General features: G+C 66.4%; 21 protein-coding genes and 1 riboswitch. Of the genes, 15 read left to right on the top strand and 6 right to left on the bottom strand.

Translation table 11 applies throughout. The features are described from left to right. Positions 1–61 precede the first annotated feature (61 nt). Positions 62–2,011 (bottom strand): oxidoreductase, encoded by a 1,950-nt coding sequence (locus tag GJV37_RS23270; RefSeq protein ID WP_170858866.1) that lies wholly within the window; start codon positions 2,009–2,011, stop codon positions 62–64. Positions 2,012–2,175: 164 nt separating this feature from the next. After that, the gene (locus GJV37_RS23265) at positions 2,176–2,526 is read right to left on the bottom strand and encodes a cupin domain-containing protein (protein WP_065085583.1); all 351 of its coding nucleotides are present in this window, start codon (positions 2,524–2,526) and stop codon (positions 2,176–2,178) included. A 333-nt stretch (positions 2,527–2,859) separates the two neighbouring features. Between GJV37_RS23265 and GJV37_RS23260 the strand changes: the two genes are divergently transcribed. Continuing rightward, on the top strand, positions 2,860–3,933 hold the full coding sequence (locus GJV37_RS23260) for an ABC transporter substrate-binding protein (RefSeq protein WP_065085582.1): 1,074 nt from the start codon (positions 2,860–2,862) through the stop codon (positions 3,931–3,933). A 66-nt stretch (positions 3,934–3,999) separates the two neighbouring features. Next, the gene (locus tag GJV37_RS23255) at positions 4,000–4,788 is read left to right on the top strand and encodes a class II aldolase/adducin family protein (protein ID WP_024764297.1); all 789 of its coding nucleotides are present in this window, start codon (positions 4,000–4,002) and stop codon (positions 4,786–4,788) included. A 70-nt stretch (positions 4,789–4,858) separates the two neighbouring features. Here GJV37_RS23255 and GJV37_RS23250 read toward each other — a convergent pair whose 3' ends face one another. Next, complete coding sequence (locus GJV37_RS23250; RefSeq protein WP_065085580.1) at positions 4,859–6,313, bottom strand: TolC family outer membrane protein; 1,455 nt, start codon at positions 6,311–6,313, stop codon at positions 4,859–4,861. Between the two features lie 174 nt (positions 6,314–6,487). Further along, positions 6,488–6,595: riboswitch (TPP riboswitch) on the top strand. Positions 6,596–6,707: 112 nt separating this feature from the next. Between GJV37_RS23250 and thiC the strand changes: the two genes are divergently transcribed. Continuing rightward, entirely contained in the window at positions 6,708–8,588 is a 1,881-nt protein-coding gene (thiC, locus tag GJV37_RS23245) for a phosphomethylpyrimidine synthase ThiC (RefSeq protein WP_193452973.1), read from the top strand. 136 nt (positions 8,589–8,724) lie between these two features. After that, the gene (gene cytX, locus GJV37_RS23240; protein WP_084358635.1) at positions 8,725–10,011 is read left to right on the top strand and encodes a putative hydroxymethylpyrimidine transporter CytX; all 1,287 of its coding nucleotides are present in this window, start codon (positions 8,725–8,727) and stop codon (positions 10,009–10,011) included. An 89-nt stretch (positions 10,012–10,100) separates the two neighbouring features. Here cytX and GJV37_RS23235 read toward each other — a convergent pair whose 3' ends face one another. Then, entirely contained in the window at positions 10,101–10,853 is a 753-nt protein-coding gene (locus GJV37_RS23235; protein ID WP_024764300.1) for an RsiV family protein, read from the bottom strand. 229 nt (positions 10,854–11,082) lie between these two features. On the opposite strand from GJV37_RS23235, the gene GJV37_RS23230 reads away from it, so the two are divergent. The 11 genes from GJV37_RS23230 (at position 11,083) to GJV37_RS23180 (ending at position 23,489) form a co-directional block, all read left to right on the top strand. Next, positions 11,083–11,700, top strand: coding sequence for an NUDIX domain-containing protein (locus tag GJV37_RS23230; protein ID WP_038803343.1), 618 nt, complete (start codon positions 11,083–11,085; stop codon positions 11,698–11,700). Further along, positions 11,691–12,149 (top strand): DUF1249 domain-containing protein, encoded by a 459-nt coding sequence (locus GJV37_RS23225; protein ID WP_024764301.1) that lies wholly within the window; start codon positions 11,691–11,693, stop codon positions 12,147–12,149. The genes GJV37_RS23230 and GJV37_RS23225 overlap by 10 nt, the downstream gene beginning before the upstream one ends. 159 nt (positions 12,150–12,308) lie before the next feature. After that, positions 12,309–13,118 (top strand): 3',5'-cyclic-AMP phosphodiesterase, encoded by an 810-nt coding sequence (gene cpdA / locus GJV37_RS23220; protein ID WP_170858868.1) that lies wholly within the window; start codon positions 12,309–12,311, stop codon positions 13,116–13,118. Positions 13,119–13,193: 75 nt separating this feature from the next. Continuing rightward, positions 13,194–13,823, top strand: coding sequence for a YqiA/YcfP family alpha/beta fold hydrolase (locus GJV37_RS23215; protein WP_084358632.1), 630 nt, complete (start codon positions 13,194–13,196; stop codon positions 13,821–13,823). Between the two features lie 11 nt (positions 13,824–13,834). After that, positions 13,835–15,730 carry a DNA topoisomerase IV subunit B gene (gene parE / locus GJV37_RS23210; RefSeq protein ID WP_170858869.1) on the top strand — a complete coding sequence of 632 codons (1,896 nt, stop codon included), beginning with the start codon at positions 13,835–13,837 and terminating at the stop codon, positions 15,728–15,730. Next, complete coding sequence (locus GJV37_RS23205) at positions 15,730–16,782, top strand: esterase-like activity of phytase family protein (protein ID WP_038803344.1); 1,053 nt, start codon at positions 15,730–15,732, stop codon at positions 16,780–16,782. The genes parE and GJV37_RS23205 overlap by 1 nt, the downstream gene beginning before the upstream one ends. Continuing rightward, positions 16,779–17,303: a retropepsin-like aspartic protease family protein gene (locus tag GJV37_RS23200; protein WP_024764305.1), complete on the top strand. Its 525-nt coding sequence runs from the start codon at positions 16,779–16,781 to the stop codon at positions 17,301–17,303. Before GJV37_RS23205 ends, GJV37_RS23200 begins: the two co-directional genes overlap by 4 nt. Before the next feature lie 7 nt (positions 17,304–17,310). Continuing rightward, positions 17,311–19,575, top strand: a complete 2,265-nt coding sequence (gene parC, locus GJV37_RS23195; protein WP_038803345.1) for a DNA topoisomerase IV subunit A — start codon at positions 17,311–17,313, stop codon at positions 19,573–19,575. A 151-nt stretch (positions 19,576–19,726) separates the two neighbouring features. Continuing rightward, entirely contained in the window at positions 19,727–20,449 is a 723-nt protein-coding gene (locus tag GJV37_RS23190) for a PqiC family protein (RefSeq protein ID WP_024764306.1), read from the top strand. Positions 20,450–20,694: 245 nt separating this feature from the next. After that, positions 20,695–22,251 (top strand): ArnT family glycosyltransferase, encoded by a 1,557-nt coding sequence (locus tag GJV37_RS23185; RefSeq protein WP_193452972.1) that lies wholly within the window; start codon positions 20,695–20,697, stop codon positions 22,249–22,251. Then, on the top strand, positions 22,251–23,489 hold the full coding sequence (locus tag GJV37_RS23180) for a metallophosphoesterase family protein (RefSeq protein ID WP_024764308.1): 1,239 nt from the start codon (positions 22,251–22,253) through the stop codon (positions 23,487–23,489). Before GJV37_RS23185 ends, GJV37_RS23180 begins: the two co-directional genes overlap by 1 nt. Position 23,490: 1 nt before the next feature. Here the strand turns inward: GJV37_RS23180 and GJV37_RS23175 are convergent, their stop codons facing one another. Then, entirely contained in the window at positions 23,491–24,027 is a 537-nt protein-coding gene (locus GJV37_RS23175) for a metal-dependent hydrolase (RefSeq protein WP_170858872.1), read from the bottom strand. A 50-nt stretch (positions 24,028–24,077) separates the two neighbouring features. Next, positions 24,078–25,646, bottom strand: coding sequence for an AhpA/YtjB family protein (locus GJV37_RS23170; RefSeq protein WP_193452971.1), 1,569 nt, complete (start codon positions 25,644–25,646; stop codon positions 24,078–24,080). Between the last annotated feature and the right edge of the window lie 197 nt (positions 25,647–25,843).

Below are 25,843 nucleotides of genomic sequence, written 5' to 3'. Positions count from 1 at the left end.
AGTTCGGCGCTGAGCGGTTCGCAAGCAAGCTCGCTCCTGCAGGAAGTTGCCTTGCCAGGGCTCAGATTGCCCAACCCGCCTTGAGTCCCTCGTAGATCGCCTCTTCCGCCGTGCGTGGCGCCAGGCAGTCGCCGATGCGGCGTACCTCGGCGAGGTCGGCGATCTCGTCGGCCAGTTCGTCCACCGGTTGGTGGCCCTGGCAGAGCACCAGAGTGTCGATGTTTTCCACCAGCATCGGCTCGCCGCTAGCGGTGTGCTGCAGGTAGACGGTGCTGTCGTCCACACCGTACAGGCGGGCGTAGGTGGTGATGCTGATGCCCAGGCGGTGCAGCTCGCCAGCCAGGTGATCGCGCACGTAGAGGGGCAGGCTTTCGCCGGCGTGGGTGCCGTTCACGGCGAGTTGCACCTGGTGGCCGTCGCGTACCAGGCGCTCGGCGATGCCGGGGGCGATCCAGTCGGCGCGCCAGTCGGTGACCAGAACGGAGCGGCCGAGCTTCATTTCGCCGCGCAGCACCTGCCAGGCGTCCACCACCTGCAGCTCGCCCGCTTCTTCGTAAGGGGGGCGATAGGGTTTGGCGCCGGTGGCGACGATCACTACGTCGGGGCGCTCGGCCTCTACCAGCGCGCGGTCGACGCGGGTGTTGCGGCGCACTTCGACGCCCGCCAGCTGCATCTCGCGTTGCAGGTTGGTGGAGGCACCGCCGAACTCCGCGCGGCGCGGCAGGAGCTGGGCGAGGTTGACCTGGCCGCCCAACTGAGCGGTGGCTTCGCAAAGGGTGACGTCATGGCCACGCTGGGCAGCGACAGCGGCGGCCTTCATGCCGGCTGGCCCACCACCGACCACCAGGACGCGTTTGCGCTGGGCGGCCATCTTGCGTTCGGCGTAGATCAGTTCGCGGCCGGTTTCCGGATGCTGGATGCAGGAGATCGGGTAGCCGCGGTGGAAGTGGCCGATGCACGCCTGGTTGCAGGCGATGCAGGCGCGCACGTCCTCGACGTGGCCGCGTTCGGTCTTGCTGGGCATCTGCGGGTCGCAGATCAGCGCGCGGGTCATGCCGCAGACGTCCGCCTGGCCGCGCGCGACGATCAGCTCGGCTTCCTGCGGCTGGTTGATGCGCCCGGTGACGAACAGCGGGATGTCCAGATTGCGCTTGAAGGTGCCGGCTTCGTTGGCCAGGTAGGCCGCTTCGATGGCCATCGGCGGCACGATGTGGATGGCGCCGCCCAGGGAAGCGGAGGTGCCGGCGACGATGTGCACGTAGTCCAGGTCTTTCTGCAGCCCTTTGACGCCCTGCAGCGATTCGTCTTCGGTGAGGCCTTCGGGATCGCGCTCGTCGGCGGAGATGCGCAGGCCGATGATGAAGTCGTCGTCGGTGGCGGCGCGGATGGCGGCGATCACTTCGCGGGTGAAGCGCAGGCGGGCGTCGAGATCGCCGTTGTAGCCGTCGCTGCGGCGGTTCACCCGTGGGTTGAGGAACTGCGCCGGCAGGTAGCCGTGGCTGGCCACCACTTCCACGCCGTCGATGCCGGCAGTGTGCAGGCGCCGTGCGGCGGCGGCATAGCCTGCGATGATCTCGTCGATCATCGCCTGGCTAAGCTCGCGGGGCATCACGCGGAAGCGTTCGTTGGGCGAAGCGGACGGTGCGTAGGCCACGGCCAGCAGGCCGTCGCTGGACTCCATGATTTCGCGGCCCGGGTGGAACACCTGGGACAGCACCACCGTGCCCTCGGCGTGGCAGGCCTCGGCGATGCGCCGGTAGCCGGGGATGCACTCGTCATCGGTGGCCATCAGCACGTGGGAGGTGTAGCGGGCGCTGTCGTGCACACCGGCGACCTGTAGCACGATCAGGCCGACGCCACCCTTGGCGCGGGCGGTGTGGTAGGCCACCAGCTGGTCGTTGACCAGGTTGTCGGTGGGCATCGAGGTGTCGTGCCCGGTGGACATGATGCGGTTCTTCAGCGCCTTGCCGCGGATCTGCAGCGGGCTGAACAGGTGGGGAAACTGGCTCATCGGGCAACTCCGGATTCTTGTTGTAAATACAGCGCTAAACATCGACCGCGCGAGCTAGAGCGCAACAAGGCGGAGACCGGAGAGGCAGCGGAGTTTACTCCAGTAAATGAGCATGCCGAGCCGGTTTCCAACGCAGTTGCGCCGACGCGCAGCCGGTCGACCAGCTAGGCGTTGCGCGCCTGCCAGTCCACCGGGTAGAGGGCGTAGAAAACACAGGCTTTTTCGCCTTCGTAGGCCAGCGGCGTGCGCTCGGGGACCCAGATCACATCACCCGGCCTGGCCTCGATCACCTGGTCGGCCAGGCGCAGGCGGAAATTGCCTTCCAGCACCACGATCAGTTCGTCGTAGAGCACTGTCCACTCGATGGAGACGCCGTCGAAGCGCGCCAGGCCCGCGCCCATGGTCTCGCTGTCCGCCGGACCGATCAGGCGGCAGATGGCGGCGCGTTCGATGTCTTGTCCACCGTAGGACTGGAACTGCAGGGCGGATTGCTGGAAGTGGCGAACCTGGGACACGGCGACTTCTCCTGGGTGGAAAGCGTTGTTTAAGTTCTTGCTATGGAAATTTACCGCCAGTAAAAAATCAACTTGTTTTTTTAAAAGTGACTGGGTAGTTTCGATGCCGCTCCCGGAGTTTCCGGGGCAACCGCGACGTGCTCCACAACAACTACAAGAGGAGAGGCGCATGAACCGTCCCGTACGGTACCCCCTCGCACGGCGGGTCCACCCGCTGGCAATCGATTCATCTCTGCCCTGTCTTTCTTGCTCCGTGGTTCCGGCGCGCCCGTCCTGCGTGTGTGCAGTCATTCCGGCTGCGCCCGCTGCCACCTACGACTGGGGGTATGCCCGATGACTTTGCGTCAAAGCAGTTTCCACAAACGCTTCTTCCTCAAGACCGCCGCCGCGCCCCTGCTGCTAGCCCTCGGGCTGTGCTGCGGCGTCGCCCAGGCCGCCGAGAACATGGTGGTGGTCGGTTATGGCGGCGCGGGTCAGAAGGCCCAGGAAGCGGCCTTCTTCCAGCCGTTCAGCAAGCAGTCCGGGGTTGGTGTGACCCAGACCGAATACAACGGCGAGATGGCGCGCATCAAGGTGATGGCCGATACCGGCCACGCCGACTGGGACGTGGTGCAGATCGAAGGACCTGACCTTGCGCGTGGCTGCGACGAGGGCCTGTTCGTGCCGCTGGACTGGCAGCAGATCGGCGGCAAGGACCAGCTGATTCCCAACGCCGCCAAGGATTGCGGTTCGGCCGCGCTGGTATGGGGCGTGGCCATCGCCTACGACGCGGACAAGCTCAAGCCGGCGCCGCAGTCCTGGGCCGATTTCTGGGATGTGAAGAAATTCCCCGGCAAGCGTGGCCTGCGCAAGCGCGCCATCTACAACCTGGAGTTCGCCCTGATGGCCGACGGCGTGAAGCCGGCGGACGTCTACAAGGAATTGGGCACCAAGGCCGGTGTCGACCGCGCCTTCGCCAAGCTCAACCAGATCAAGCCCTATGTGCAGTGGTGGGAAGCCGGCGCGCAGCCCGCGCAGTGGCTGGCCGCCGGTGACGTGGTGATGACCACCACCTACACCGGGCGCATCGCCGATGCCTTCAAGGGCGGGCGCAACCTGCAACTGGTCTGGCCGGGCAGCCTGTATGGCATGGACTACTGGGCGATCATTAAGGGCTCGCAGCACGTCGACGCGGCGAAGCGCTTCATCGCCTTCGCCAACCAGCCCGATGCGCAGGTCGACTACGTGAAGCACATTGCGTATGGTCCGACCAACAAGCAGGCCGCCGAACGCCTGCCGTCCGATCTCGCCGGCTGGGTGCCGACCTCGACGCAGAACCTGCCCCAGGGCCTGGCGATGGACGATGAGTTCTGGGTCGACCATGGCGAGGAGCTGGAAGAGCGCTTCAACGCCTGGGCCGCGCAATAACCAGAACGTGACCGTGACGCTGGGGCGACTGCCCCGGCGTCTTCTTGCCTTGAGGAGAAGTGCACCATGACGTCGCTGCAGGCGCCCAGCCGCGCCACCTGTTCACCCGAGGAATGGAAGCTGCGCGAGGAACTGGCGGCCTGCTACCGCCTGATCGCGCACTACCGCATGTCCGACCTGATCTTCACGCATATCTCGGTGCGTATTCCTGGTCCCGAACACCATTTCCTGATCAATCCCTACGGCCTGATGTTCGACGAGATCACTGCCTCGAGCCTGGTGAAGATCGACCTGTCCGGTCATGCCGTGGAGCCGTCGCCGTACAAGGTCAACCCGGCCGGCTTCGTCATCCACAGTGCCATCCACGGCGCCCGCGAGGACGCGCAGTGTGTGCTGCACACCCACACTCGCGCCGGCTGCGCGGTGGCGGCTCAGGCTTGCGGGTTGCTGCCGCTGAACCAGATGTCGATGGAGTTCTACGGACGGCTGGGCTACCACGATTACGAAGGGATCGCCCTGTCCATGGACGAGCAACAGCGCCTGGTCGCCGACCTGGGCGATCACCTGGGCCTGATGCTGCGCAACCATGGGCTGCTGACGGTCGGCCAGACCGTGCAGCAGGCGTTCCTGCGCATGTACTACCTGGAGAAGGCCTGCGACATCCAGTTGGCGGCCCAGGCGGGCGGCGAGCTGGTGATTCCGCCGGAGGAGGTATGTCGTCACACCGAGCAGCAGTTCAACGCCCCGGCGCGACCGCTGGCCGAAGGCGAATTGAGCGATCCGGATGGCTATGACCTGGCCTGGTCGGCGCTGCTGCGCATGCTGGATCGCGTCTCGCCGGGGTATCGCGATTGAGCGCGACGCCCTGTCGGCGGCAAGTCCAAAGAAAAAGCCCCGCATCGCGGGGCTTTTTCATGGGGCTGGATCAGTACTTCGAACCGGCCTTGAGCTGTGCCTCGGCGGCCTTGGCCAGGTCTGGCGGGAGGAAGTCCTTGTCCGGGTTGTAGTCCGGTTTCAGGTAGCTGCCCAGCGCTTCCAGGTCGCTCGGCGCGAGGGTGCCGGCGGTCTGCTTGAGACTCAGGTTGTCGAGGATGTAGTCATAGCGGGTGTTGTTGTAGTCGCGCACCGAGTTGTACAGCGAACGCTGGGCGTCCAGTACGTCGACGATGTTGCGGGTACCGACCTGGTAGCCGATCTCGGTGGCTTCCAGCGAACTCTGGTTGGAGATGATCGCCTGGCGGCGCGCCTTCACCTGCTCCACGTCGGTGTTCACCGCACGGTGCTGGTTGCGCGCGTCCTGTACCACCTGGCGGCGCTGGCTTTCGCGCAGCTGCTCGCTCTGGTTCAGGCGCTGGTAGGCCTCGCGGACCTGGGAACTGGTCAGGCCGCCGCTGTAGATCGGCACGTTCAGTTGCAGGCCGATGCTGCTCTGGTCGACGTACTTGCCATAGTGCGGCTCGCCCGGTACGCCGGAGTTGGCAAAGCCCAGGGCATCGTTGTCGCCCTTCTGGTACTGGGCCACGGCGTCGACGGTCGGCAGGTGGCCGGCCTTGCGCTGGCGCAGGGTCTCTTCGGCGGCGTCGACCGCGTAGTTGCTGGCCTGCAGGCGCAGGTTCTGCTGCACCGAGGTATCCACCCAGGCCTTGGCGTCATTGGGGATCGGCGCGACCACCGGCAGCGAGTGGAGGATGCCCTCGATGGCGCTGTACTCGCGGTTGGTCAGGGTCACCAGGGCCTGGAAGGCGTCATCCACCTGGCGCTCGGCGACGATCCGGTTGGCGCGGGCGGTGTCGTATCCCGCCTGGGATTCCAGCACGTCGGTCTTGTCGGACAGGCCGACGTCGAAGCGCTCGTTGGACTGGTCGAGCTGGCGCTTGAACGCCGCTTCCTCGGCCTTGCTGGCCGCCAGGTTGTCCTGGGCTCGGAGCACGCCGAAGTAGGTCTGGGCAGTCTGCAGGATCAGCTGTTGCTGCGTTGCAGAAAATTCCAGCTGGGCCTGTTCGGTGGTGTTTTCCGCGGCCTTGAGCTGGAACCAGCGGTCCGCACGGAACAGCGGCTGGCTCAGGCTTGCCTGCACCAGCTGGGTATTGCGGTTCAGCGTGGCGCTGGGGGTGTCCAGTGAGGTGCGAGTCGACCCGGTGCTGGCACCGGCGTTGATCTGCGGCAGCAGGCCGGAGCGTGCCTGGGGCACGGCTTCCTTGCGCGCCAGGTAATCGGCCTGGGCGGCGGCGAGGTCGGCGTTATTGTCGACAGCGTCCTTGTAGACGCTGATCAGATCTGTCTTGGTGGGCAGCGGAGTAGCGGCCGGAGCGGGCTGGGCAGCCCAGGCAAAGCCTGTCGTAGCGGCAACAGCGACAGCCAGAGAGAGTCTGCGCAGCATTCGTTCATCCTGGAAAGTGATGCGAGGTGGGGCAAGGCTACGGTCGCCGCCGGTGGCGGTCAAGGCACGTTCGTACGAGCCTTCCGAGGCTGGAGTGTAGCTGCCTGTAGGAGGTCGCAAGGAATTCTGTCGGACGGCGATTGGCTAATCCCTGTCCACTTGATTAGACTGCGGGCGTTCTTGTCGGGGTGCCCCATTGCGAGGGGCTGAGATCGGATAGTTCCGGATCCCGTTGAACCTGATCGGGTTAGCACCCGCGTAGGGAACAAGAAGACCGCATCCCGCGGCGTATTCCGCCCCGGCCCCAGCCCTTCACGGGATGCGTCCCTTCGCTGCAGCAAGCAGCTCCTCTCGTTCCAGGTTCTCCCCGGCAATCAACCCAAGGAGAGCCAGGATGAGCACCCAGAAGAACAACGTCACCCGCCTTGAACAGCTCGATCGCCAGTCGACCCAGCCGTTTCCGAATTCGAAAAAGGTCTATCTGACCGGCTCGCGCCCGGACATCCGCGTCCCTGTGCGGGAAATCACCCTCGCCGACACCCCGACCGCCTTCGGTGGCGAGAAGAACGCCCCGGTGATGGTCTACGACACCTCCGGCCCCTACACCGACCCGGACGTTCGCATCGACCTGCGCAAGGGCTTGCCGGACGTGCGTTCGGCCTGGATCGACGAGCGCGGCGATACCGAAATCCTCCCCGGCCTGACCTCCGAGTTCGGCCAGTCGCGCCTGGCCGATGCCAGCCTGGACGCCCTGCGCTTCGCTCACGTGCGCACCCCGCGTCGGGCCAAGGCGGGCGGGAACGTCACGCAGATGCACTACGCACGCCAGGGCATCATCACGCCGGAAATGGAATACATCGCCATCCGCGAGAACATGAAGCTGCAGGAGGCCCGCGCCGCCGGCCTGCTGGGCGCCCAGCATCCGGGCCAGAGCTTCGGCGCGAGCATTCCGCAGGAGATCACTCCCGAGTTCGTCCGCGAGGAAGTCGCTCGTGGCCGCGCGATCATCCCGGCGAACATCAACCACACCGAACTGGAGCCGATGATCATCGGCCGCAACTTCCTGGTGAAGGTCAACGGCAACATCGGCAACAGCGCGCTGGGTTCCTCCATCGAGGAAGAAGTGGAAAAGCTTACCTGGGGCATCCGCTGGGGCGCCGATACGGTGATGGACCTGTCCACCGGCAAGCACATCCACGAGACCCGCGAGTGGATCCTGCGCAACAGCCCGGTACCGATCGGCACTGTGCCGATCTACCAGGCGCTGGAGAAGGTCAACGGCATCGCCGAGGACCTGACCTGGGAAATCTTCCGCGACACCCTGATCGAACAGGCCGAGCAGGGCGTGGACTACTTCACCATCCACGCCGGCGTGCTGCTGCGCTACGTGCCGCTGACCGCCAAGCGGGTTACCGGCATCGTCTCCCGTGGCGGCTCGATCATGGCCAAGTGGTGCCTGGCCCATCACCAGGAGAATTTCCTCTACACCCACTTCGAGGAAATCTGCGAAATCATGAAGGCCTACGACGTCAGCTTCTCGCTGGGCGATGGCCTGCGTCCGGGTTCGATCGCCGACGCCAACGACGCGGCGCAGTTCGGCGAGCTGGAAACCCTCGGCGAGCTGACCCGCATCGCCTGGAAGCACGACGTCCAGGTGCTGATCGAAGGCCCTGGCCACGTGCCGATGCACCTGATCAAGGAAAACATGGACAAGCAGCTGGAGTGCTGCGACGAGGCGCCGTTCTACACGCTCGGCCCGCTGACCACCGACATCGCGCCGGGCTACGACCACATCACCTCCGGCATCGGCGCGGCGATGATCGGCTGGTTCGGCTGCGCCATGCTCTGCTACGTCACGCCCAAGGAGCACCTGGGCCTGCCGAACAAGGATGACGTGAAGACCGGCATCATCACCTACAAGATCGCCGCCCACGCCGCCGACCTCGCCAAGGGCCACCCGGGCGCGCAGATCCGCGACAACGCCCTGTCCAAGGCGCGTTTCGAGTTCCGCTGGGAAGACCAGTTCAACCTCGGCCTCGACCCGGATACCGCCCGCGCCTTCCACGACGAGACCCTGCCCAAGGACTCGGCCAAGGTCGCGCACTTCTGTTCCATGTGCGGGCCGAAGTTCTGCTCCATGAAGATCACCCAGGAAGTCCGCGACTACGCCAAGGAAAACGGCCTCACCGATGAGCAGAAAGCCATCGAGGCCGGCTTCCAGCAGCAGGCCGCGCGCTTCAAGGACGAAGGCTCGGTGATCTACAAGCAGGTGTGATGCCTGTGCAATACCTGTAGGAGCGAGTTTGCTCGCGAACCTTTGCCGGCGACTCCGCAACTGGGCGGTTCGCGAGCAAGCTCGCTCCTACAAAAAACAACAAAACCTAATCCAACCTTCGAGCCCTGCACGCATCGTGACCACTACCGCCATCGACTACTCACCGACTTCCGCCGTGGGCAACGCCCAGCGGGTACTCGGCCTGCGCGACCTGTTCTCCCTCTGGTTCTCCCTGGGCATCGGCCTGATGGTGCTGCAGACCGGTGCGCTGTTGGCGCCGGGCCTGGGCCTGGCCGGCGCGCTGGGCGCGATCCTGCTCGGCACCCTGGTCGGCGTGCTGCTGCTGGCCAGCGCCGGGGTCATCGGCACCGACACCGGCCTATCCGCCATGGCCTCGCTCAAGCTCAGCCTGGGCAGCCATGGCGCCGCGTTGCCGGCGCTGCTCAACCTGCTGCAGCTGGTCGGCTGGGGCGCCTTCGAGATCATCGTCATGCGTGATGCGGCCAGCCTGCTGGCGACCCGCGCCTTCGGTGAAGGTGGCGCCTGGAGCAACCCTGCGCTGTGGACCCTGGTATTCGGCGCGCTGGCAACCCTGCTGGCGGTCGCCGGCCCGCTGGCCTTCGTGCGCCGTGTGCTGCGTCGCTGGGGGATCTGGCTGCTGATCGCCGCGTGCATCTGGCTGACCATCGACCTGTTCCAGCGTGCCGACCTGGCGGCGCTCTGGGCCAAGGCCGGCGATGGGTCGCTGACCTTCGCCGTGGGCTTCGACATCGCCATCGCCATGCCGCTGTCGTGGCTGCCGCTGATCGCCGACTACTCGCGCTTCGGCAAGCGCGCCGGGCAGACCTTCACCGGCGCGGCGCTGGGCTTCTTCATCGGCTGCTTCTGGCTGATGGGGCTGGGCGTGGCCTACACCCTGGCGTTCGCCCAGGGCAGCGATGCCAACGCGCTGCTGCTGGCGCTGGCCGGTGCGGGCATGGGCATCCCGCTGCTGCTGATCCTGCTCGACGAATCGGAGAAGGCCTTTGCCGACATCCACTCGGCGGCGGTCTCCAGTGGCATCCTGCTGCCGCTCAAGGTCGAACACCTGGCGCTGGCGATCGGTGTGATCTGTACCCTGATCGCCTGGTTTGCGCCGCTTGCGCAGTACCAGAATTTCCTGCTGCTGATCGGCTCGGTGTTCGCCCCGCTGTTCGGCGTGGTGCTGATCGATCACTTCGTCCTCCGTCGCCGCGCGCCGGCCGCGATTCCCCATGGCCTGCGCTGGGGCTCGCTGCTGGCCTGGGGCGGCGGCGTGGTGGTGTATCACCTGTTGGCGAACTACCAGCCTGATCTGGGCGCAACGCTGCCGGCTTTGGTGGTGGCGGGTGTGTTGCAACTGCTGCTGGGGCGTGTGGGCGTGAAAGGGCCGGCTACTGCGTAACGCTGTTCGCGAGCAAGCTCGCTCCGGCAGGCACCCGGTAACGCCGAGTGTGCTCTTCGTAGGAGCGTGCTTGCTCGCGAACCGGACCTTTACTGCGCCCCGCGCCCAGGGAAGTAATAGGTCTTCACGATCCCGTTCAGGCGCGGGTACGGAATCTTCAGCTCCGGGTGCCCGACCGAATGCGGGGCGATGCGGTCGATGTCGTACTTGAGCGTCAGCGCGCCGAAGGTCAGGGCGAAGTGCTCGGTCGGCTGGAACGGCCAGTTCTTCGAGAAGTTCGGGTCCTGCTCGTCCAGCTTGTTCTGCAGGATCCACGCCTGGTGCGCCATGCGCGCCACTTTCCAGAAGTTGTCCTCCTGGCCGGGCTGGAGAATGTCCTGCAGGGTGAGCACCTTGTGGAGGCGTCGATCATAATTGATGAAGGCGCGGCCGGGCTGGCCGTACTCGCCGCCGGTGAAGCGATAGCTGGACAGCTCGATGATCACCAGACCGTCATGCTGTTCGCGGATCTTCGCTTGCAGGTAGGAGCTCCAGCCGGGCTGCGCCGAATCGAGGAAGCCTTTCTCGTAGACATCCAGGCTGGCGGGGGCCGCGCCGTCGCCCTCGCGGGCCAGTTGCAGCAGTTGGGCGTTGATCGCTTCGTTGAGCGCCGGCTCGTCGTCGAAGCTCAGGGTATCGAGGTTGAACAGCGGGCATTGCTCGCCCTGGCAGCCCGGCTGCGCGTGTTCGAAAGCGGTGTGGCGCGCAGTGAGCGGCTCGTCGAGCGAGGGCTTGAACAGACCCTGGCACGCCCCCAGTAACAGGCAGATGCTGCCCAGGGCGGCAAGTTTCAGAAGTCGCATGGGAATCCTTGTCGTTGACGTTCGCCGGCAATTGGAGTGGTTCGACCGCCATCGGTGCTGCCGGTTCGGCGGGTGAGTATGAACCACTTTGGCGGAACGCCGGCAGTGTGCGACGGTCACAGCAGACCGGCCGCCCGGCGGCCCGCGAAAGAGGCTGCGCCTGCTCCGGCGGCGCGATAGGATGGCGCGAAGTTCAACGTACTGTCAGTAGGAACGGGAGTAGAACGGGATGTCGGAAACGTTCAAGCCAGGCCCGCAGGATATCGAGATCCAGGAGCGCGAACAGTGCTTCAAGGGCTTCTACAAGGTCGACCGCCTGCGCCTTCGGCACCGCCAGTTCGCCGGCGGCATGGGCCCGCTGCTGACCCGCGAATTGTTCGTGCGCCACGATGCCGTGTGCGTACTGCCCTACGATCCGCAGCGCGATGAAGTGGTGCTGATCGAGCAGTTCCGCGTCGGCGCCATGGACGCCGGGGTCAATCCCTGGCTGATGGAGCTGGTTGCCGGGCTGATCGACAAGGATGAGGAGCCCGAGGAGGTCGCCCGCCGCGAAGCGGTGGAGGAAGCCGGCCTGACCCTCGGCGCGCTCTGGCCGATCGCCCAGTACCTGCCGTCGCCCGGCGGCAGCAACGAACTGGTGCACCTGTTCGTCGGTCGCTGCGACAGCAGCAGCGCCTCCGGCATTCACGGGCTGGAAGAGGAGGGCGAGGACATCCGCGTCCACGTCATGCCGCTGGAGGAAGCACTGCAGGCCGTGCGTGACGGCCGTATCAACAACGCGGCGAGCATGCTCGCCCTGCAATGGCTGGCGCTCAATCGCGCCGAGGTAAGGGGGTTATGGGTGTGAATCTGCTGCGCGAGCGCTATCGCGTCGACCTGGCGGGGTTGCAGGCGACCTGTGAGGCGAACTACTTGCGCCTGATGCGCCTGTTGCCGGAAATGCGCGAGGCCCAGGTCTCGCGCCGTGTGGCGCTCAGCGAAGGCGAGCGGCTGCTCGGCGTGCTGGCGCTGGACGTGGTCGAAGCCTGCCCGTACACCACGGTCCTGCAGGTGCGCCAGGAGCTGGGGCTGCCCTGGCTGCCTGCGCCCAAGCTGGAAGTGCGGGTGTACCACGATGCACGCATGGCCGAGGTGGTCGGTGCCGAGCAGGCGCGCCGCCTGCTGGCGATCTACCCCTACCCGAACCAGGCGATGCATCAGCCGGACGAGAAGAACCAGCTCAACCAGTTCCTCGGCGAATGGCTGAGCCATTGCCTGTCCTGCGGCCATGAGCTGGAGCCGGTGCTGCAACGCTGAGATGGCGGTAGTGGCAGCGTGCCATGATATCCTGCCCGTCCATCGCAGACTCGTGTCCCTAACTGTGATCTGTGACGCTTTCCCGGTTTGCTCAGGGGGGCGCCTGTCACCATACTTCGTCACGAATCCCCGCACGCCCGCCTCACAGGAGAAGGCGCATTGCCCACCCAGCCCACCGCTTCCGATTCCGTCCTGGTCGTCCAGCTTTCCGACAGCCACCTGTTCGCCGAAGAGAACGGCCGGCTGCTGGGCATGGACACCGCCGACAGCCTGACCCAGGTCGTCCGACTGGTGGGCGAGGAGCAACCGGCGATCGACCTGGTGCTGGCCACGGGTGATCTCTCCCAGGATGGCTCGGTAGAGTCCTACCAGCGCTTTCGCGAAATCACCGCATCGATTGCCGCGCCGGCCCGCTGGTTCCCCGGCAATCACGACGAACTGGGGCCGATGCGCGAGGCCGCCGCCGACACCGACCTGCTCGAACCGGTGATCGACCTGGGCGCCTGGCGGGTGATTCTGCTGGACTCCACCATTCCCGGCGCGGTGCCGGGGCAGATGACCGTCGAGCAGATCCATCTGCTTGAGCGCGCCATCCAGGCCGCGCCAGACAAGCACCTGCTGATCAGCTTCCATCACCACCCGGTGCCCATCGGCAGCCGGTGGATGGACCGCATAGGCATCTACAACCCCGAGCGCCTGTTCGCCGTGCTCGACCGCCATCCGAACGTGCGCTGCCTGCTCTGGGGCCACGTGCACCAGGAGATCGACCGCATGCGCGGCGACGTGCGCCTGCTGGCTTCACCGTCCACCTGCGTGCAGTTCACTCCCGGCAGCGAAGACTTCTGCGTCGACAGCCCGGCGCCGGGCTATCGCTGGTTGCGGCTGATGGCCGATGGTCGGGTGGAGACAGGCGTTTCGCGCGTGACCGACATCGAGTTCGAAGTCGACTACAGCATCAAGGGTTATTGATCGGTCACGCTTCGAACGCCTTGCGACGCTGACCCACTTGCGGCATGCCACTTGCAGCTTGTAGCCTCCCGGCCCATGACCGCATTCCTCTATATCCACGGATTCAACAGTTCGCCCGGCTCGCAGAAGGCGCGCCAGTTCGCGGCCGCCATGGAGCGCCTGGGCCTGGCCGAGCAACTGCGCGTGCCCGCGTTGCACCATCATCCGCGCAAGGCCATGGCACAGCTGGAATCCGCCGTTGCCGACCTGGGCCAGCCAGTGCTGATCGGCAGCTCCCTGGGCGGCTACTACGCCACGTATCTGGCCGAACGCCATGACCTGAGGGCCGTGCTGATCAACCCGGCCGTGGCCCCGCACCGGCTGTTCGACGGCCAGCTCGGCCCGCAGACCAACTACTACAGCGGCGAGACCTGGGAACTGACCCTGGACCACGTTGCCGCCCTGGCGGAACTGGAAGTCCCCACGCCCACCGACGGCTCGCGCTACCAGGTGTGGCTGCAGACCGCCGACGAAACCCTCGATTACCGCGCCGCCGAGCGCTACTACCGGGCCGCTGCCTTGCGCATCGAGTCCGGCGGCGATCACAGCTTCCAGCGCTTCGTCAGCCATCTGCCGGCCCTGCTGGCCTTCGCCGGCGTGCCGTCCAGCCAGTGGCGCGACATCGACTTCTCCGCCTTTGAAGCCATCACCTCTTCGACTGATTAAGCAGGAACCCCATGGCCCAGCAGAACGCCTATAACGCAGACGCCATCGAGGTTCTCTCCGGCCTCGATCCGGTGCGCAAGCGCCCGGGCATGTACACCGACACCTCGCGCCCGAACCACCTGGCCCAGGAAGTCATCGACAACAGCGTCGACGAAGCCCTCGCCGGCCACGCCAAGAGCGTGCAGGTGATCCTCCACGAGGACAACTCGCTGGAGGTAATCGACGACGGCCGCGGCATGCCGGTGGACATCCACCCCGAAGAGGGCGTGCCCGGCGTCGAACTGATCCTCACCAAGCTGCACGCCGGCGGCAAGTTCTCCAACAAGAACTACCAGTTCTCCGGCGGCCTGCACGGCGTGGGCATCTCGGTGGTGAACGCGCTGTCGACGCTGGTCGAGGTGCGCGTCAAGCGCGACGGCAACGAATACCGCATGACCTTCGCCGACGGTTTCAAGTCCAGCGACCTGGAAGTCGTCGGCAGCGTCGGCAAGCGCAATACCGGCACCAGCGTGCACTTCTGGCCGGACGCCAAGTACTTCGACTCGCACAAGTTCTCCGTCAGCCGCCTGAAACACGTGCTCAAGGCCAAGGCCGTGCTTTGCCCCGGCCTGCTGGTCAGCTTCGAGGACAAGGCCAGCGGCGAGCGCATCGAGTGGCACTACGAGGATGGCCTGCGTTCCTACCTGGTCGACTCGGTCTCCGAGCACCTGCGCCTGCCCGACGAGCCGTTCTGCGGGTCGCTGGCCGGCAACAAGGAAGCAGTGGACTGGGCCCTGCTGTGGCTGCCCGAGGGTGGCGAATCGCTGCAGGAAAGCTACGTCAACCTGATCCCCACTGCCCAGGGCGGCACCCACGTCAACGGCCTGCGCCAGGGCCTGCTGGACGCCATGCGCGAGTTCTGCGAATTCCGCAACCTGCTGCCGCGCGGCGTCAAGCTGGCGCCGGAAGATGTCTGGGAGCGCATCGCCTTCGTCCTCTCGATGAAGATGCAGGAGCCGCAGTTCTCCGGCCAGACCAAGGAGCGCCTGTCCTCCCGCGAGGCCGCCGCGTTCGTCTCCGGCGTGGTCAAGGACGCCTTCAGCCTGTGGCTCAACGCCCACCCCGAACTGGGCCTGCAACTGGCAGAGCTGGCCATCAGCAACGCCGGCCGCCGCCTCAAGGCGGGCAAGAAGGTCGAGCGCAAGAAGATCACCCAGGGCCCGGCGCTGCCCGGCAAGCTGGCCGACTGCGCAGGGCAGGACCCGATGCGCGCCGAGCTGTTCCTGGTGGAGGGTGACTCCGCCGGTGGCTCGGCCAAGCAGGCGCGCGACAAGGAATTCCAGGCGATCATGCCGCTGCGCGGGAAGATCCTGAACACCTGGGAAGTGGACGGCGGCGAAGTGCTCGCCAGCCAGGAAGTCCACGACATCGCCGTGGCCATCGGCGTCGATCCGGGCGCGGCCGACCTGACCCAGCTGCGCTACGGCAAGATCTGCATCCTCGCCGACGCCGACTCCGACGGCCTGCACATCGCCACCCTGCTGTGCGCGCTGTTCGTCCGCCACTTCCGCCCGCTGGTGGAAGCCGGCCACGTCTACGTCGCCATGCCGCCACTGTTCCGTATCGACCTGGGCAAGGAAGTCTTCTACGCCCTGGACGAAGCCGAGCGCGACGGCATCCTCGACCGCCTGGCCGCCGAGAAGCGCCGTGGCAAGCCGCAGGTCACCCGATTCAAGGGCCTGGGCGAGATGAACCCGCCGCAGCTGCGCGAAACCACCATGGACCCCAACACCCGCCGCCTCGTCCAGCTGACCCTGGAAGACGCCGAAGGCACCCTGGAAATCATGGACATGCTGCTGGCCAAGAAACGCGCCGGCGACCGCAAGTCGTGGCTGGAAACCAAGGGCAACCTGGCGGACTTCGCCTGATGCGCTGGCTGCTGGCCTGCTCCTGCCTGTTGACGAGCCTGTTCGTCGGCGCAGCGAGCGCTGCCCAGGTGCCCGACCAGGCGCCGAAGGCTGGCGCGCCGCTGGCTGCGCCCGTGGCTCCTGCGTCGCTGCAGTTCGTCGCCGAGCATCCGGTGGAGGGCATGCCCAGCGGCAACCTTTCCGGGCTCGCACTGTGCGGCAACGAGATGTGGACGGTGTCCGACCGCGACGACGACCGTATCTATCGACTGCTGATCGACGAAGCGCCGGGCAAGGCCTGGCAGGCCACCGCCGAACCCTTCGTGGTGCCGGGCACCCCGGAAAGCGGGCTGTCCTGGGGCACCCGTGCGCGGGTCGCCGTCGGTGGGCTGTTGCGTGGTGGGGCCATGGACTTCGAAGGCATCAGCTGCGACCAGGCGGGCAACCGCTATGTGGTCAGCGAAGGCTACGCGGCCGTCCTGCTGCTTCCCGCCGTCGGCGAGCCGAGCTGGCTGCCGCTGCCGCAGAGCCTGCTGCGCCAGGCTCGCGCCAGCGGCCTGCTGATGGAGTTCAATGCGCTCTACGAAGGCATTGCCGTCAGCGCCGATGGCAAGCAGCTGTGGCTGGCCGCCGAGCGCCAGCGCCGTGGCCTGCTCAAGGTGCGCAACGAGAACGGCACCTGGAAGTGCGAAGGCAACTGCGTGATGCTCAGCGAGGGCGGTACGGCAATGCCGCCACCGGAACTGGGCAGCGAGCGCGCACTGCCGATCGATTTCTCCGATATCGCGTTGTTCAAGGACAAGCTGTTCACCCTGGAGCGCCTGGCGCACCAGATCTGCCGCCGTGACGCCAAGACCGGCGCGCAGGAGTTGTGCTGGTCCTTCGCCGCCGGTGCACTGGCCCCGGAGCGCCGCTACGACCTGCCTTATGGCGTGGCCGAGGCGTTGATCCTCGACGAGCAGGGCGCCTGGATCGGCCTGGACAACGGTGAACACGCCCGCGCCGACGGCGATGGCCGCCCCTACGTGCTGCGCTTCGCGGCGCCGGCCGGCGGCTGGCTTGGTGGCAAATGAACGACGCAGTACCGGGCAAGCGGGTCGGCAAGGTCATGATGTTCCTCGCCTGGGGCGCGGGCATCCTGCTCGCCACCCATTATTTCGGCGCCTGGGAAACCCGTCAGCACAATCCCAACCCTCAACCGCAGTCGACTCGCGCCAATGGCGCCGTGGAAGTGCGGTTGGTGGGCAATCGCGCCGGCCACTATGTGGCCGACGGCCGGATCAATGGCGAGGCGGTGACCTTCATGCTCGACACTGGTGCTACCCAGGTGGCCCTGCCGCAGCGCCTGGCCGACCGGCTCGGCCTGCCGCGCGGGTTGCCGATCACCCTGGACACCGCCAACGGCCGCAGCCAGGGCTGGCGCACGCGCCTGCCCAACCTGCAGCTCGGCGACATCCGCCTCACCGATGTGCCGGCGCTGATCGCGCCGGGCATGGAAGGCGACGAGGTGCTGCTCGGCATGAGCGCACTCAGACAACTGGATTTCACCCAGCAGGACGGCACCCTGGTGCTGCGCCAGCGATCTACACCGTGAGGCACGCATGAGCGAAACCCTCGATCTGAGTCTGGAGGGCGTGGAGCGCCGGTCACTGGCCGACTTCACCGAACAGGCTTACCTGAACTATTCCATGTACGTGATCATGGACCGCGCCCTGCCGCACATCGGCGATGGCCTCAAGCCGGTACAGCGGCGAATCGTCTATGCCATGAGTGAACTGGGCCTGGACGCAGACTCCAAGCACAAGAAGTCGGCGCGTACCGTCGGCGACGTGCTGGGCAAGTACCATCCCCACGGCGACTCGGCGTGCTACGAAGCCATGGTGCTGATGGCCCAGCCGTTCTCCTACCGCTATCCGCTGGTGGACGGCCAGGGCAACTGGGGGGCGCCGGACGATCCCAAGTCCTTCGCCGCCATGCGTTACACCGAGGCCCGTCTGTCGCGCTACGCCGAAACCTTGCTCTCCGAACTGGGCCAGGGCACCGCGGACTGGGTGCCGAACTTCGACGGCACCCTGGACGAGCCGGCCGTGCTGCCGGCGCGCCTGCCCAACCTGCTGCTCAACGGCACCACCGGCATCGCCGTGGGCATGGCCACCGACATTCCGCCGCACAACCTGCGCGAAGTGGCCGCTGCCTGCGTGCACCTGCTGGATAACCCGGGCTCCACCGTCGCCGACCTGATCGATTTCGTCCCAGGTCCGGATTTCCCCACAGAGGCGGAAATCATCACCCCGCGCGCCGACCTGCAGAAAATCTACGAAACCGGCCGCGGCTCGGTGCGCATGCGCGCCGTGTACCGCGTCGAGGATGGCGATATCGTCGTCACCGCGCTGCCGCACCAGGTCTCCGGGGCCAAGGTGCTGGAGCAGATCGCCGGCCAGATGCAGGCCAAGAAGCTGCCGATGGTGGCCGACCTGCGTGATGAGTCGGACCATGAGAACCCCTGCCGCATCGTCATCATCCCGCGCTCCAACCGCGTGGATGCCGAAGAACTGATGACCCACCTGTTCGCCACCACCGACCTGGAAAGCTCGTATCGGGTGAACATGAACGTCATCGGCCTGGACGGCAAACCCCAGGTCAAGGACCTGCGCCAGGTGCTCAGCGAGTGGCTGACCTACCGCACCGACACCGTGCGCCGCCGCCTGCAGTTCCGCCTGGACAAGGTCGAGAAGCGCCTGCACCTGTTGGAAGGCTTGCTGGTTGCCTTCCTCAACCTCGACGAAGTCATCCACATCATCCGCACCGAGGACCAGCCCAAGCCGGTCCTCATGCAGCGCTTCGAGCTCTCCGAGCTGCAGGCCGACTACATCCTCGATACCCGCCTGCGTCAGTTGGCGCGCCTTGAAGAGATGAAGATCCGCGGCGAGCAGGACGAGCTGGCCAAGGAGCGCGCCAAACTGCTGGCGATCCTGGGTTCCAACGCCAAGCTGCGCAAGCTGGTGCGCGACGAGCTGGTCGCTGACGCCGAGACCTACGGCGATGACCGCCGTTCGCCCATCGTCGAGCGTGCCGAAGCCCGCGCCCTGTCGGAAACCGAGCTGATGCCGACCGAGCCGGTCACCGTGGTGCTCTCGGAAAAAGGCTGGGTACGTTGCGCCAAGGGGCACGACATCGACGCCACCGGTCTGTCCTACAAAGCCGGAGACGGCTTCAAGGCCGCTGCGCCGGGCCGCTCGAACCAGTATGCGGTGTTCATCGACTCCACCGGCCGCAGCTATTCGCTGGCCGCCCACGGCCTGCCGTCGGCCCGTGGCCAGGGTGAGCCGTTGACCGGCCGCCTGACGCCGCCGCCGGGCGCCTCCTTCGAGCGCGTGCTGCTGCCGGAGGACAATGCCCTGTACGTGCTGGCTTCCGACGCCGGCTACGGCTTCGTCGCCAAGGGCGAGGACATGCAGGCCAAGAACAAGGCCGGCAAGGCGCTGCTCAGCCTGCCCAATGGCGCGCAGGTCATGGCACCCCGGCCGGTGAGTGATTTGGAACAGGACTGGATCGCCGCCGTGACCACCGAAGGCCGCCTGCTGCTGTTCAAGGTTTCCGACCTGCCGCAGTTGGCCAAGGGCAAGGGCAACAAGATCATCAGCGTGCCAGGCGACCGCGTGGCGAGCCGCGAGGAGTATCTCACCGACCTCGCCGTTCTTCCGACGGGCGCGACCCTGGTGCTGCAGGCCGGCAAGCGGACGCTTTCGCTCAAGGGTGACGATCTGGAGCACTACAAGGGCGAAAGGGGGCGTCGTGGCAACAAACTGCCGCGCGGTTTCCAGCGAGTGGACGCCTTGCTGGTAGAATCGCTGTCTCAGGATTGAAACGCGGTTCGATACATTCTGCCTCTGGAGCTGAGGCGCCGGTTGAGGGATGATACGTCCCTTTGGCTACTGGCGCCTCGGCGCGTTGCCTGAAGTCATAGTGAAATTTGTTGGAAGTAGCGCCGATTTTCGGCGAATGACGGTGAACCAGATGAGCGCTTGGCGCGTCTTGGCCTTATTTTCCCTCGTCAGCCTCCTTGGGCTGACGGGCTGTACAGTGAACCGACCGACCCAGTTGTACCAACTGGACGCGGGCGCGGTTCCTGTTCCGACCCGTGACAACGGCGTCGCGGTTCTGCTCGGCCCGGTGTCCCTGGCCGATTACCTGAAGCGCGAGACCATGGTCCAGCGCCAGGCCGACGGTATCCTCAACCTGTCGACTGAAGCCCGCTGGGCTGGCAGCCTGGAAACCAACGTCAGCCAGCAGCTGATGCGCCTGCTGTCGGGCGAGCTGGACAGCACCCGTCTGGCGCTGTTCCCGGAGAAGCCCGGTTTCACTCCGCAGGTGCAGGTCATGCTGACCATCAGTCGCCTGGATTCCGGCCCCAAGGAACCGGCGGTGCTGGAGGCGCGCTGGCGTCTGCTCGACCCGAAGGGTGAGCTGCGTGACAGCCGCGTCTTCCGCGAGGAAGAAGCGCATTCTGGCAGCGTGCAGGACCAGGTGCGTGCCCAGGGCGACCTGCTGCGCAAGCTGTCCGCGCAGCTCGCTCGCGACGTACGTCCGGTCGCCGCCGCGGTTGCCGAACAGCAGGCGGCGCCGCCGCGCAAGCCGCAGGTAGCCAATACCGAGCAGGTGGCCAAGCCCAAGGTGGAGGGGCCGAAGATCCCGCTGGTGGTGCCGATCCGCACTGACGTCGAGGTCTACCGCTTCTAAGCCGGCACTGCTCGGCGCGAAATTCCACGGCCCGCAGAGTTTGGCTTTGCGGGCCGTTTTGCATCTGCCGTGGCCGGTTTTGACATCTTCTTGACGGCCCCTGTGGTATCTACGGGCGCTTGTGCAGGCTATTGGCGCCCGGACGTTTCCGCGCGGAGCCTGCGAGAGACTCAAGCGTGTCGTCATTCCCTCCTACGTCCGGTATTCAGGCAGATTCCGCCCTGAGTCGTCAGACGCTTTGCGTCATGCTGGCGACTCTGGTGCTGTTCCTGCTCGGTGTGCACGGTGACGCCTTCGTTGGCTTCGACTCGCGCTTCGTGCTGTTCGCCCGCGAAATGCTGCGCCATGGGCCCAGCTGGTTCCCGACCACCTACGGCGCACCCTACCCGGACTATCCGGCTACCTCCACCCTCCTGACCTACCTGCTCTCGCTACCGCTGGGGCGGGTCACCGAGCTCACCGCCTGGCTGCCCACCGCGGTAGCGGCGGCCGTCTGCGGCGGCATGGTGTATCGCCTGGTGGCTCCGTTCTCGCGCTCCTGGGCGCTGGTCAGCCTGGCGCTGCTGCTGCTAACGGCCACCTTCGTCAGCGAGACCCGGGCCGTGTCCCTCGACCTGATGGTCGCTGCCGTAGGGCTGCTGGCCTTCTACCGGGCGTTTCAGGCCGAGCGCCATGGTGTGCCGGGCCTGCTGCTGCGCCTGCTGCCACTGCTGTTCATCGGTTTTGCCCTGCGTGGCCCGCTGGGGCTGGTGGTGCCGGCCGGCATGGTGTGCAGCCAGTTGCTGCTGGACCGGCGCTGGAAGGCTCTGGTTGCCTTCTCGGCAAGCGCGCTGGTGCTGCTGATGCTCTGCGTGCTCGCGCTGATTGCCCTGGCGCGCTCCACCGGCGGAGAGGAGTTTGTCCAGGATGTCCTGCGGATGCAGGTGATCGGCCGTCTGGACGGCTCCGCCGGCTCCAGCGATGCCCTGTATTACTTCCGCAGTTCGCTGGGCAACTACGCCCTGGCCTTCCCGCTGGCGCTGCCGGCGCTGGCGCTGCTCTGGCAACGGCGCCGCGAGCCGGCGTTCCGCCTGGTGGCGGGTTGTGCCCTGGCGGCGCTGGTCGTCATGGTCGGCCTGTCGGTACCGCAGGCCAAGAAGGCCCGCTACATCGTTGCCCTGGCTCCGTTGGCGGCCATTGTCGCCGGGTATCCCTTCATGGTCGCCGGCAGCCGTCTGGCGCAGGTGCTGCGTGGCGTACTGCGCGTGCTTTGGCTCGCCTTGCCGGCCTTGCTGCTGGCCGGGTTGTGGCTGGCCTGGAAGCGCTACCCGCAGGAGCTTGCCGCACTGGGCTGGCGCCTGCCAGCCAGTATCGTGGTTCTCGCTGCGCTGCTGGTGCTGGGCGCACTGCGCTGGCGGCGGCCGGCGGCACTGGCCCTGGGGGCGGCGCTGGCACTGTGGGCAAGCTACATTCTGCTCTTCGAGCCGGTGGAGCATCGCCTGTACGACAGCCAGGCGTTCTCCCGCGAGCTGGTCCTGCAGCTCGATGCGCAGCCTGCGCCCCTGGCGCTCTATGGCATGGCTCCGGACGCGCGGGCGATCAAGCTGATGGTCAATCTCGACCGTGACCTGCAGCCGCTGTTCCTCGACCGTCCGGAGCAGTTGGCTGCCCAGCGCGGCCCGCTGTACCTGATGATCCAGGCGCGCGATGCCGAGCGTATCGCCGCCTCCCTGCCCACGGCCCCGGAGCAGTTGTTCGAGGGCCGCTTCGACAATGACACCTATCGCCTGCTGCGCCTCCCCGGAGTGGGCTCCAATCCGTGATGAAAGTACTGACATCCCTTCTTGCCTGCTGTCTGCTGCTGGTCGGCTGCGACGATTCCGATACCCAGGATGTGGTCGAGCGGGACCAGGCATTCTTCCGCCAGCATCCGCTACCGCCCCTGGAAATCGTCTCCGGCGGTGGCAGCTTCGTGCTGCCGCTGCTGCCCGACACCCAGTTCTACGCGGAGAACAACCACCGCCAGCGCCACCTGTTCCGCAGCGAGCAGCGCTTTCCCGGCTTGCCGTACCAGCCGGCGCTGGCGTTCTTCGCCCAGACGTTCTGGCTGGCCAAGCACGCCGAGGTTCTCCAGGTGCCGCTGGTGGTGCACCTGGGGGATGTGGTGGAGAACGCCGGCGTCGCCACCCAATGGCAGACCGCCAGCGGTGCCATGCGTACGCTGGAGGAGCGCGGCGTGCCCTACAGCATCGCCACGGGCGAACGCGACGTGCATGAGGAGGCCAGTAGCGATGACCGCCGATCGTTCCTTGACCGCTTCGCTGACCACTTCGGACCTCAGCGCGCGGCCTGGCAGAGTACCTATGTCGGCAGCGATCCCAGGGGGCTGAGCCAGGTGCATCTGTTCCAGCGCTATGGGCAGTCGTTCCTGCTGCTGGCGCTGGACTGGAACCCTTCTGAAGCCACCCTGGTGTGGGCGCAGAGCGTCATCGACGAGCATCCCCATGTGCCGGTGATTCTCGCGTCCCACAGCATCCTGCGGCGCACCGACAAGGGCGTGGCGGAGCTGTCCCGCGAGGACAATGCCAGTGGCGTGCTGCTCTGGGATCGGCTGATCCGTCGCAACGACCAGGTGTTCCTCACTCTGAACGCGCACACCGATGGCGCTGTGCACACCCGACTGCTCAACGACCGGGGGCACAGCGTCGATATGGTGATGGTCGACTACCAGCACCAGTACCTCGGCGGCAACGGGCTGCTGCAGTTGCTGGAGCTGGACTTGCGGCGCAATCGTCTCGCGGCGTTGACGCTGTCGCCGTGGGTACTCTGGAAGCGCCAGGTCTATCCGCAGGCCTACAAGCCCTGCGATACGTTGCAGGCGCTGCACGATTGCGACCAGCTGATGCCGGAAGATTCGCCCGGCTGGGACAACCGCTTTCAGCTGGAACTCGATTACCAGGCACGGTTCAGCAGTTTCCAGGGCTACAGTGCGCAGTTGCCGTTGCAGGGTGAGCAGGCCTCGCTGCTGGACCAGCTCCAGGCGCAGCTCGGCAAACGCTGAGTCAGGCGTCCCCGCGCAGCAGGCGGCGTACTCCAATGCCGGCCAGCGCCATGCCCAGGCAAGGCAGCCAGACCCAGCGCGCCTCGGAGAGCAGTACTTCCAGGCCGCGCGGGCTGAGGAAGCGCGACAGGCCGATGGGCGAGACCTCGATCGGGTGCAGGGGCAGGAAGTAGCGCTGCTCGCTCCACGGCCAGAACCAGGCGACGCCCAGTCCTCCGTCGGTCATCGCATCCAGCACGCTATGGGAGGCGGTTGCCAGGCCGATCCACAGGCCGGCTTTCAGCGGGCCGCTGCCCAGCAGGCGGCAGCACAGCGCCCCAAGCACACCCAGGCACGCCGCGAACAGCAGGGAATGGCTGAAGCCTCGATGACCGAAGGCGTCGTGGTAGGCAATGCCCAGCTTGAAGGCCAGCACATCGAGGTCGGGTAGGCACGCGGCGAGCATGCCGGCCAGCAGCAGGCGCGGCCCGATGGCGCGCGAGCCGAGCGCGAGACCCAAGGCCAGCACAGGCAAGGGATGGGTGATCAGGGTGGTCATGGAATCCGTTCCACGTGGGGCCGGGCGGCCCCCTCTCTTTCTATTGGGGGTCAGCTGGTGCGCAGGGCGCGCATGCGCGAGAGCTGGCGTTCCAGCATGGATGGGTAGGGCTCTTTCAGCCATTCCACGCAGCAGGCGTTTTCCGGGCTGGCGATGGGGCGGATGCGTGCCCGCTCGCGGACCTTCTCGTCGTCGCCGATGGATTTTTCCACCAGCAGCAGGTTGCGGCTGTGCTGGCTGAGGGCCAGGGCGTCCTGGGCAGAGGAATCCTGCAGCAGGTCGGCCTGTTCGAGGTCGGCGACGTCTTCGCCCAGCACCAGGCCCAGTTGCAGCTGCAGGGTGATGCCGCTGTCGGCCACCTCGATCTGCAGGGCATGGCCCAGGGCGCGCATCAGCTCGCCGCAGCACAGTGCGTTGGTGAGGAATTCCTCGTCCTGGTCGCGGCTGTGGAAAAGGATCAGGCTGCCGCCGTCGCTGAGGGTGTAGAGCGTACCCTTGTACAGGCGCGCGGCTTGCTCCAGGCAGTCGCGGTAGCGTTCCAGCAGGTCCACCAGGCGTGCACGCGGCAGGCGGCGCAGCTGTTCCTGGGCGCCCAGTTGCACGGCCAGCACAGCGCTGGTGCCGGCGGAAATCGGCTCCGGCTCGGCTTCAGGCTCTTCTTCCTCGACGCCGATTTCGTCCTCGGCTTCCTCTTCCGCCACGGTCTCGAACTCTTCCTCGGGGAAGTCGTCGTCAGCATCGGCCTTGCGGCGCGCGGCGGGGGCGAGCAGCTCGTCGTCGGAGAAAATGTTTTCGTCGAACTCGTGTTCGTCTGCGGGGCCCGTTGCTTCCAGCGACGGCTCTTTGGCCGCGGGCTTGCCGACCTTGGCAGGCGCTTTCGGGCGCGGCGCGGGAGCGCTGGCCAGCGGTTCGGGAGCTGGCGGTTTCTCGGGCACTAGGCGCGCCTGCAACTGGCGGGCAAGGTCGCCGATCTCGTTCTGCAGGCCGGCGCCTGGAGCGGGGTCGTCCGGGTCGCGCAGCCAGACACGAAGCTGTAACAACGGTGTGGAAATCTGCCGCCCCAGACGCAGGCCGAAGGTCAGGGTGAGCAGCAGCAGGATCAGGCTGATCAGCCCCATGCTCTGCAGGCTGACGGTCATCGGTTGCTCGAACTGGTGCATGTCGAGGCTGATGCGCAGGTGGCCGGCGATCACTTCCTGGAAGGTGATCGGCGTGGAGTACAGGCCCTCGGCATCGCCCAGCAGGCCCTGCTTGGGCCGCGTGCCGGACTCGGCGAGGATGCGGTTGTCCACGCTGTAGATGGCGGCGTGGGCCACCAGCGGGTTCTTGGTCAGGTTGTTGAGCAGCACGTTGAGGCTGAGGATGTCGTTGGACACCAGCAACTCGGTGGCCGACTGCGCGGTCTGCGTGGTCAGGCTCTGGCCGAGGGCGTCGGCCTGCTGCTGCATGGCCTGCTTGAACTGCATGCCCATCACCCAGGCGTAGATCACCAGGGCAGCGGCCACCAGCAGCAGGCTGTGGATGGCGATGCGCAGGGCGATCGGCACGCGGCGCTGGCGCAGGGCGTGGAAGAGCAGCAGGAAGAAATTGTCGGGCTTGACGGAGGTGGGCCGGGTCACAGCGGGCTCGGTCTTCTCTAGGGCAGATGCGGGGCAGTATAACGAGGCCCTACCGGGGGGCAAAGCGCCGCAGGGCCCGTCAACTCGAACCGGGCCGGAATGACCCGGGAAACTCGCCGTTAATCCGATCGACGGCGCCGGCCCCGAACGGGCGAGCGGAGCATCCGCGGACGGTGAAAGCAGGTAGAATGTCTGCC

The organism is Pseudomonas nitroreducens (genome assembly GCF_010994165.1).
Lineage (GTDB): Bacteria > Pseudomonadota > Gammaproteobacteria > Pseudomonadales > Pseudomonadaceae > Pseudomonas > Pseudomonas nitroreducens.
Note: the sequence above shows the minus strand (reverse complement) of the source record. Positions and strands in the feature narration are given on the sequence as shown.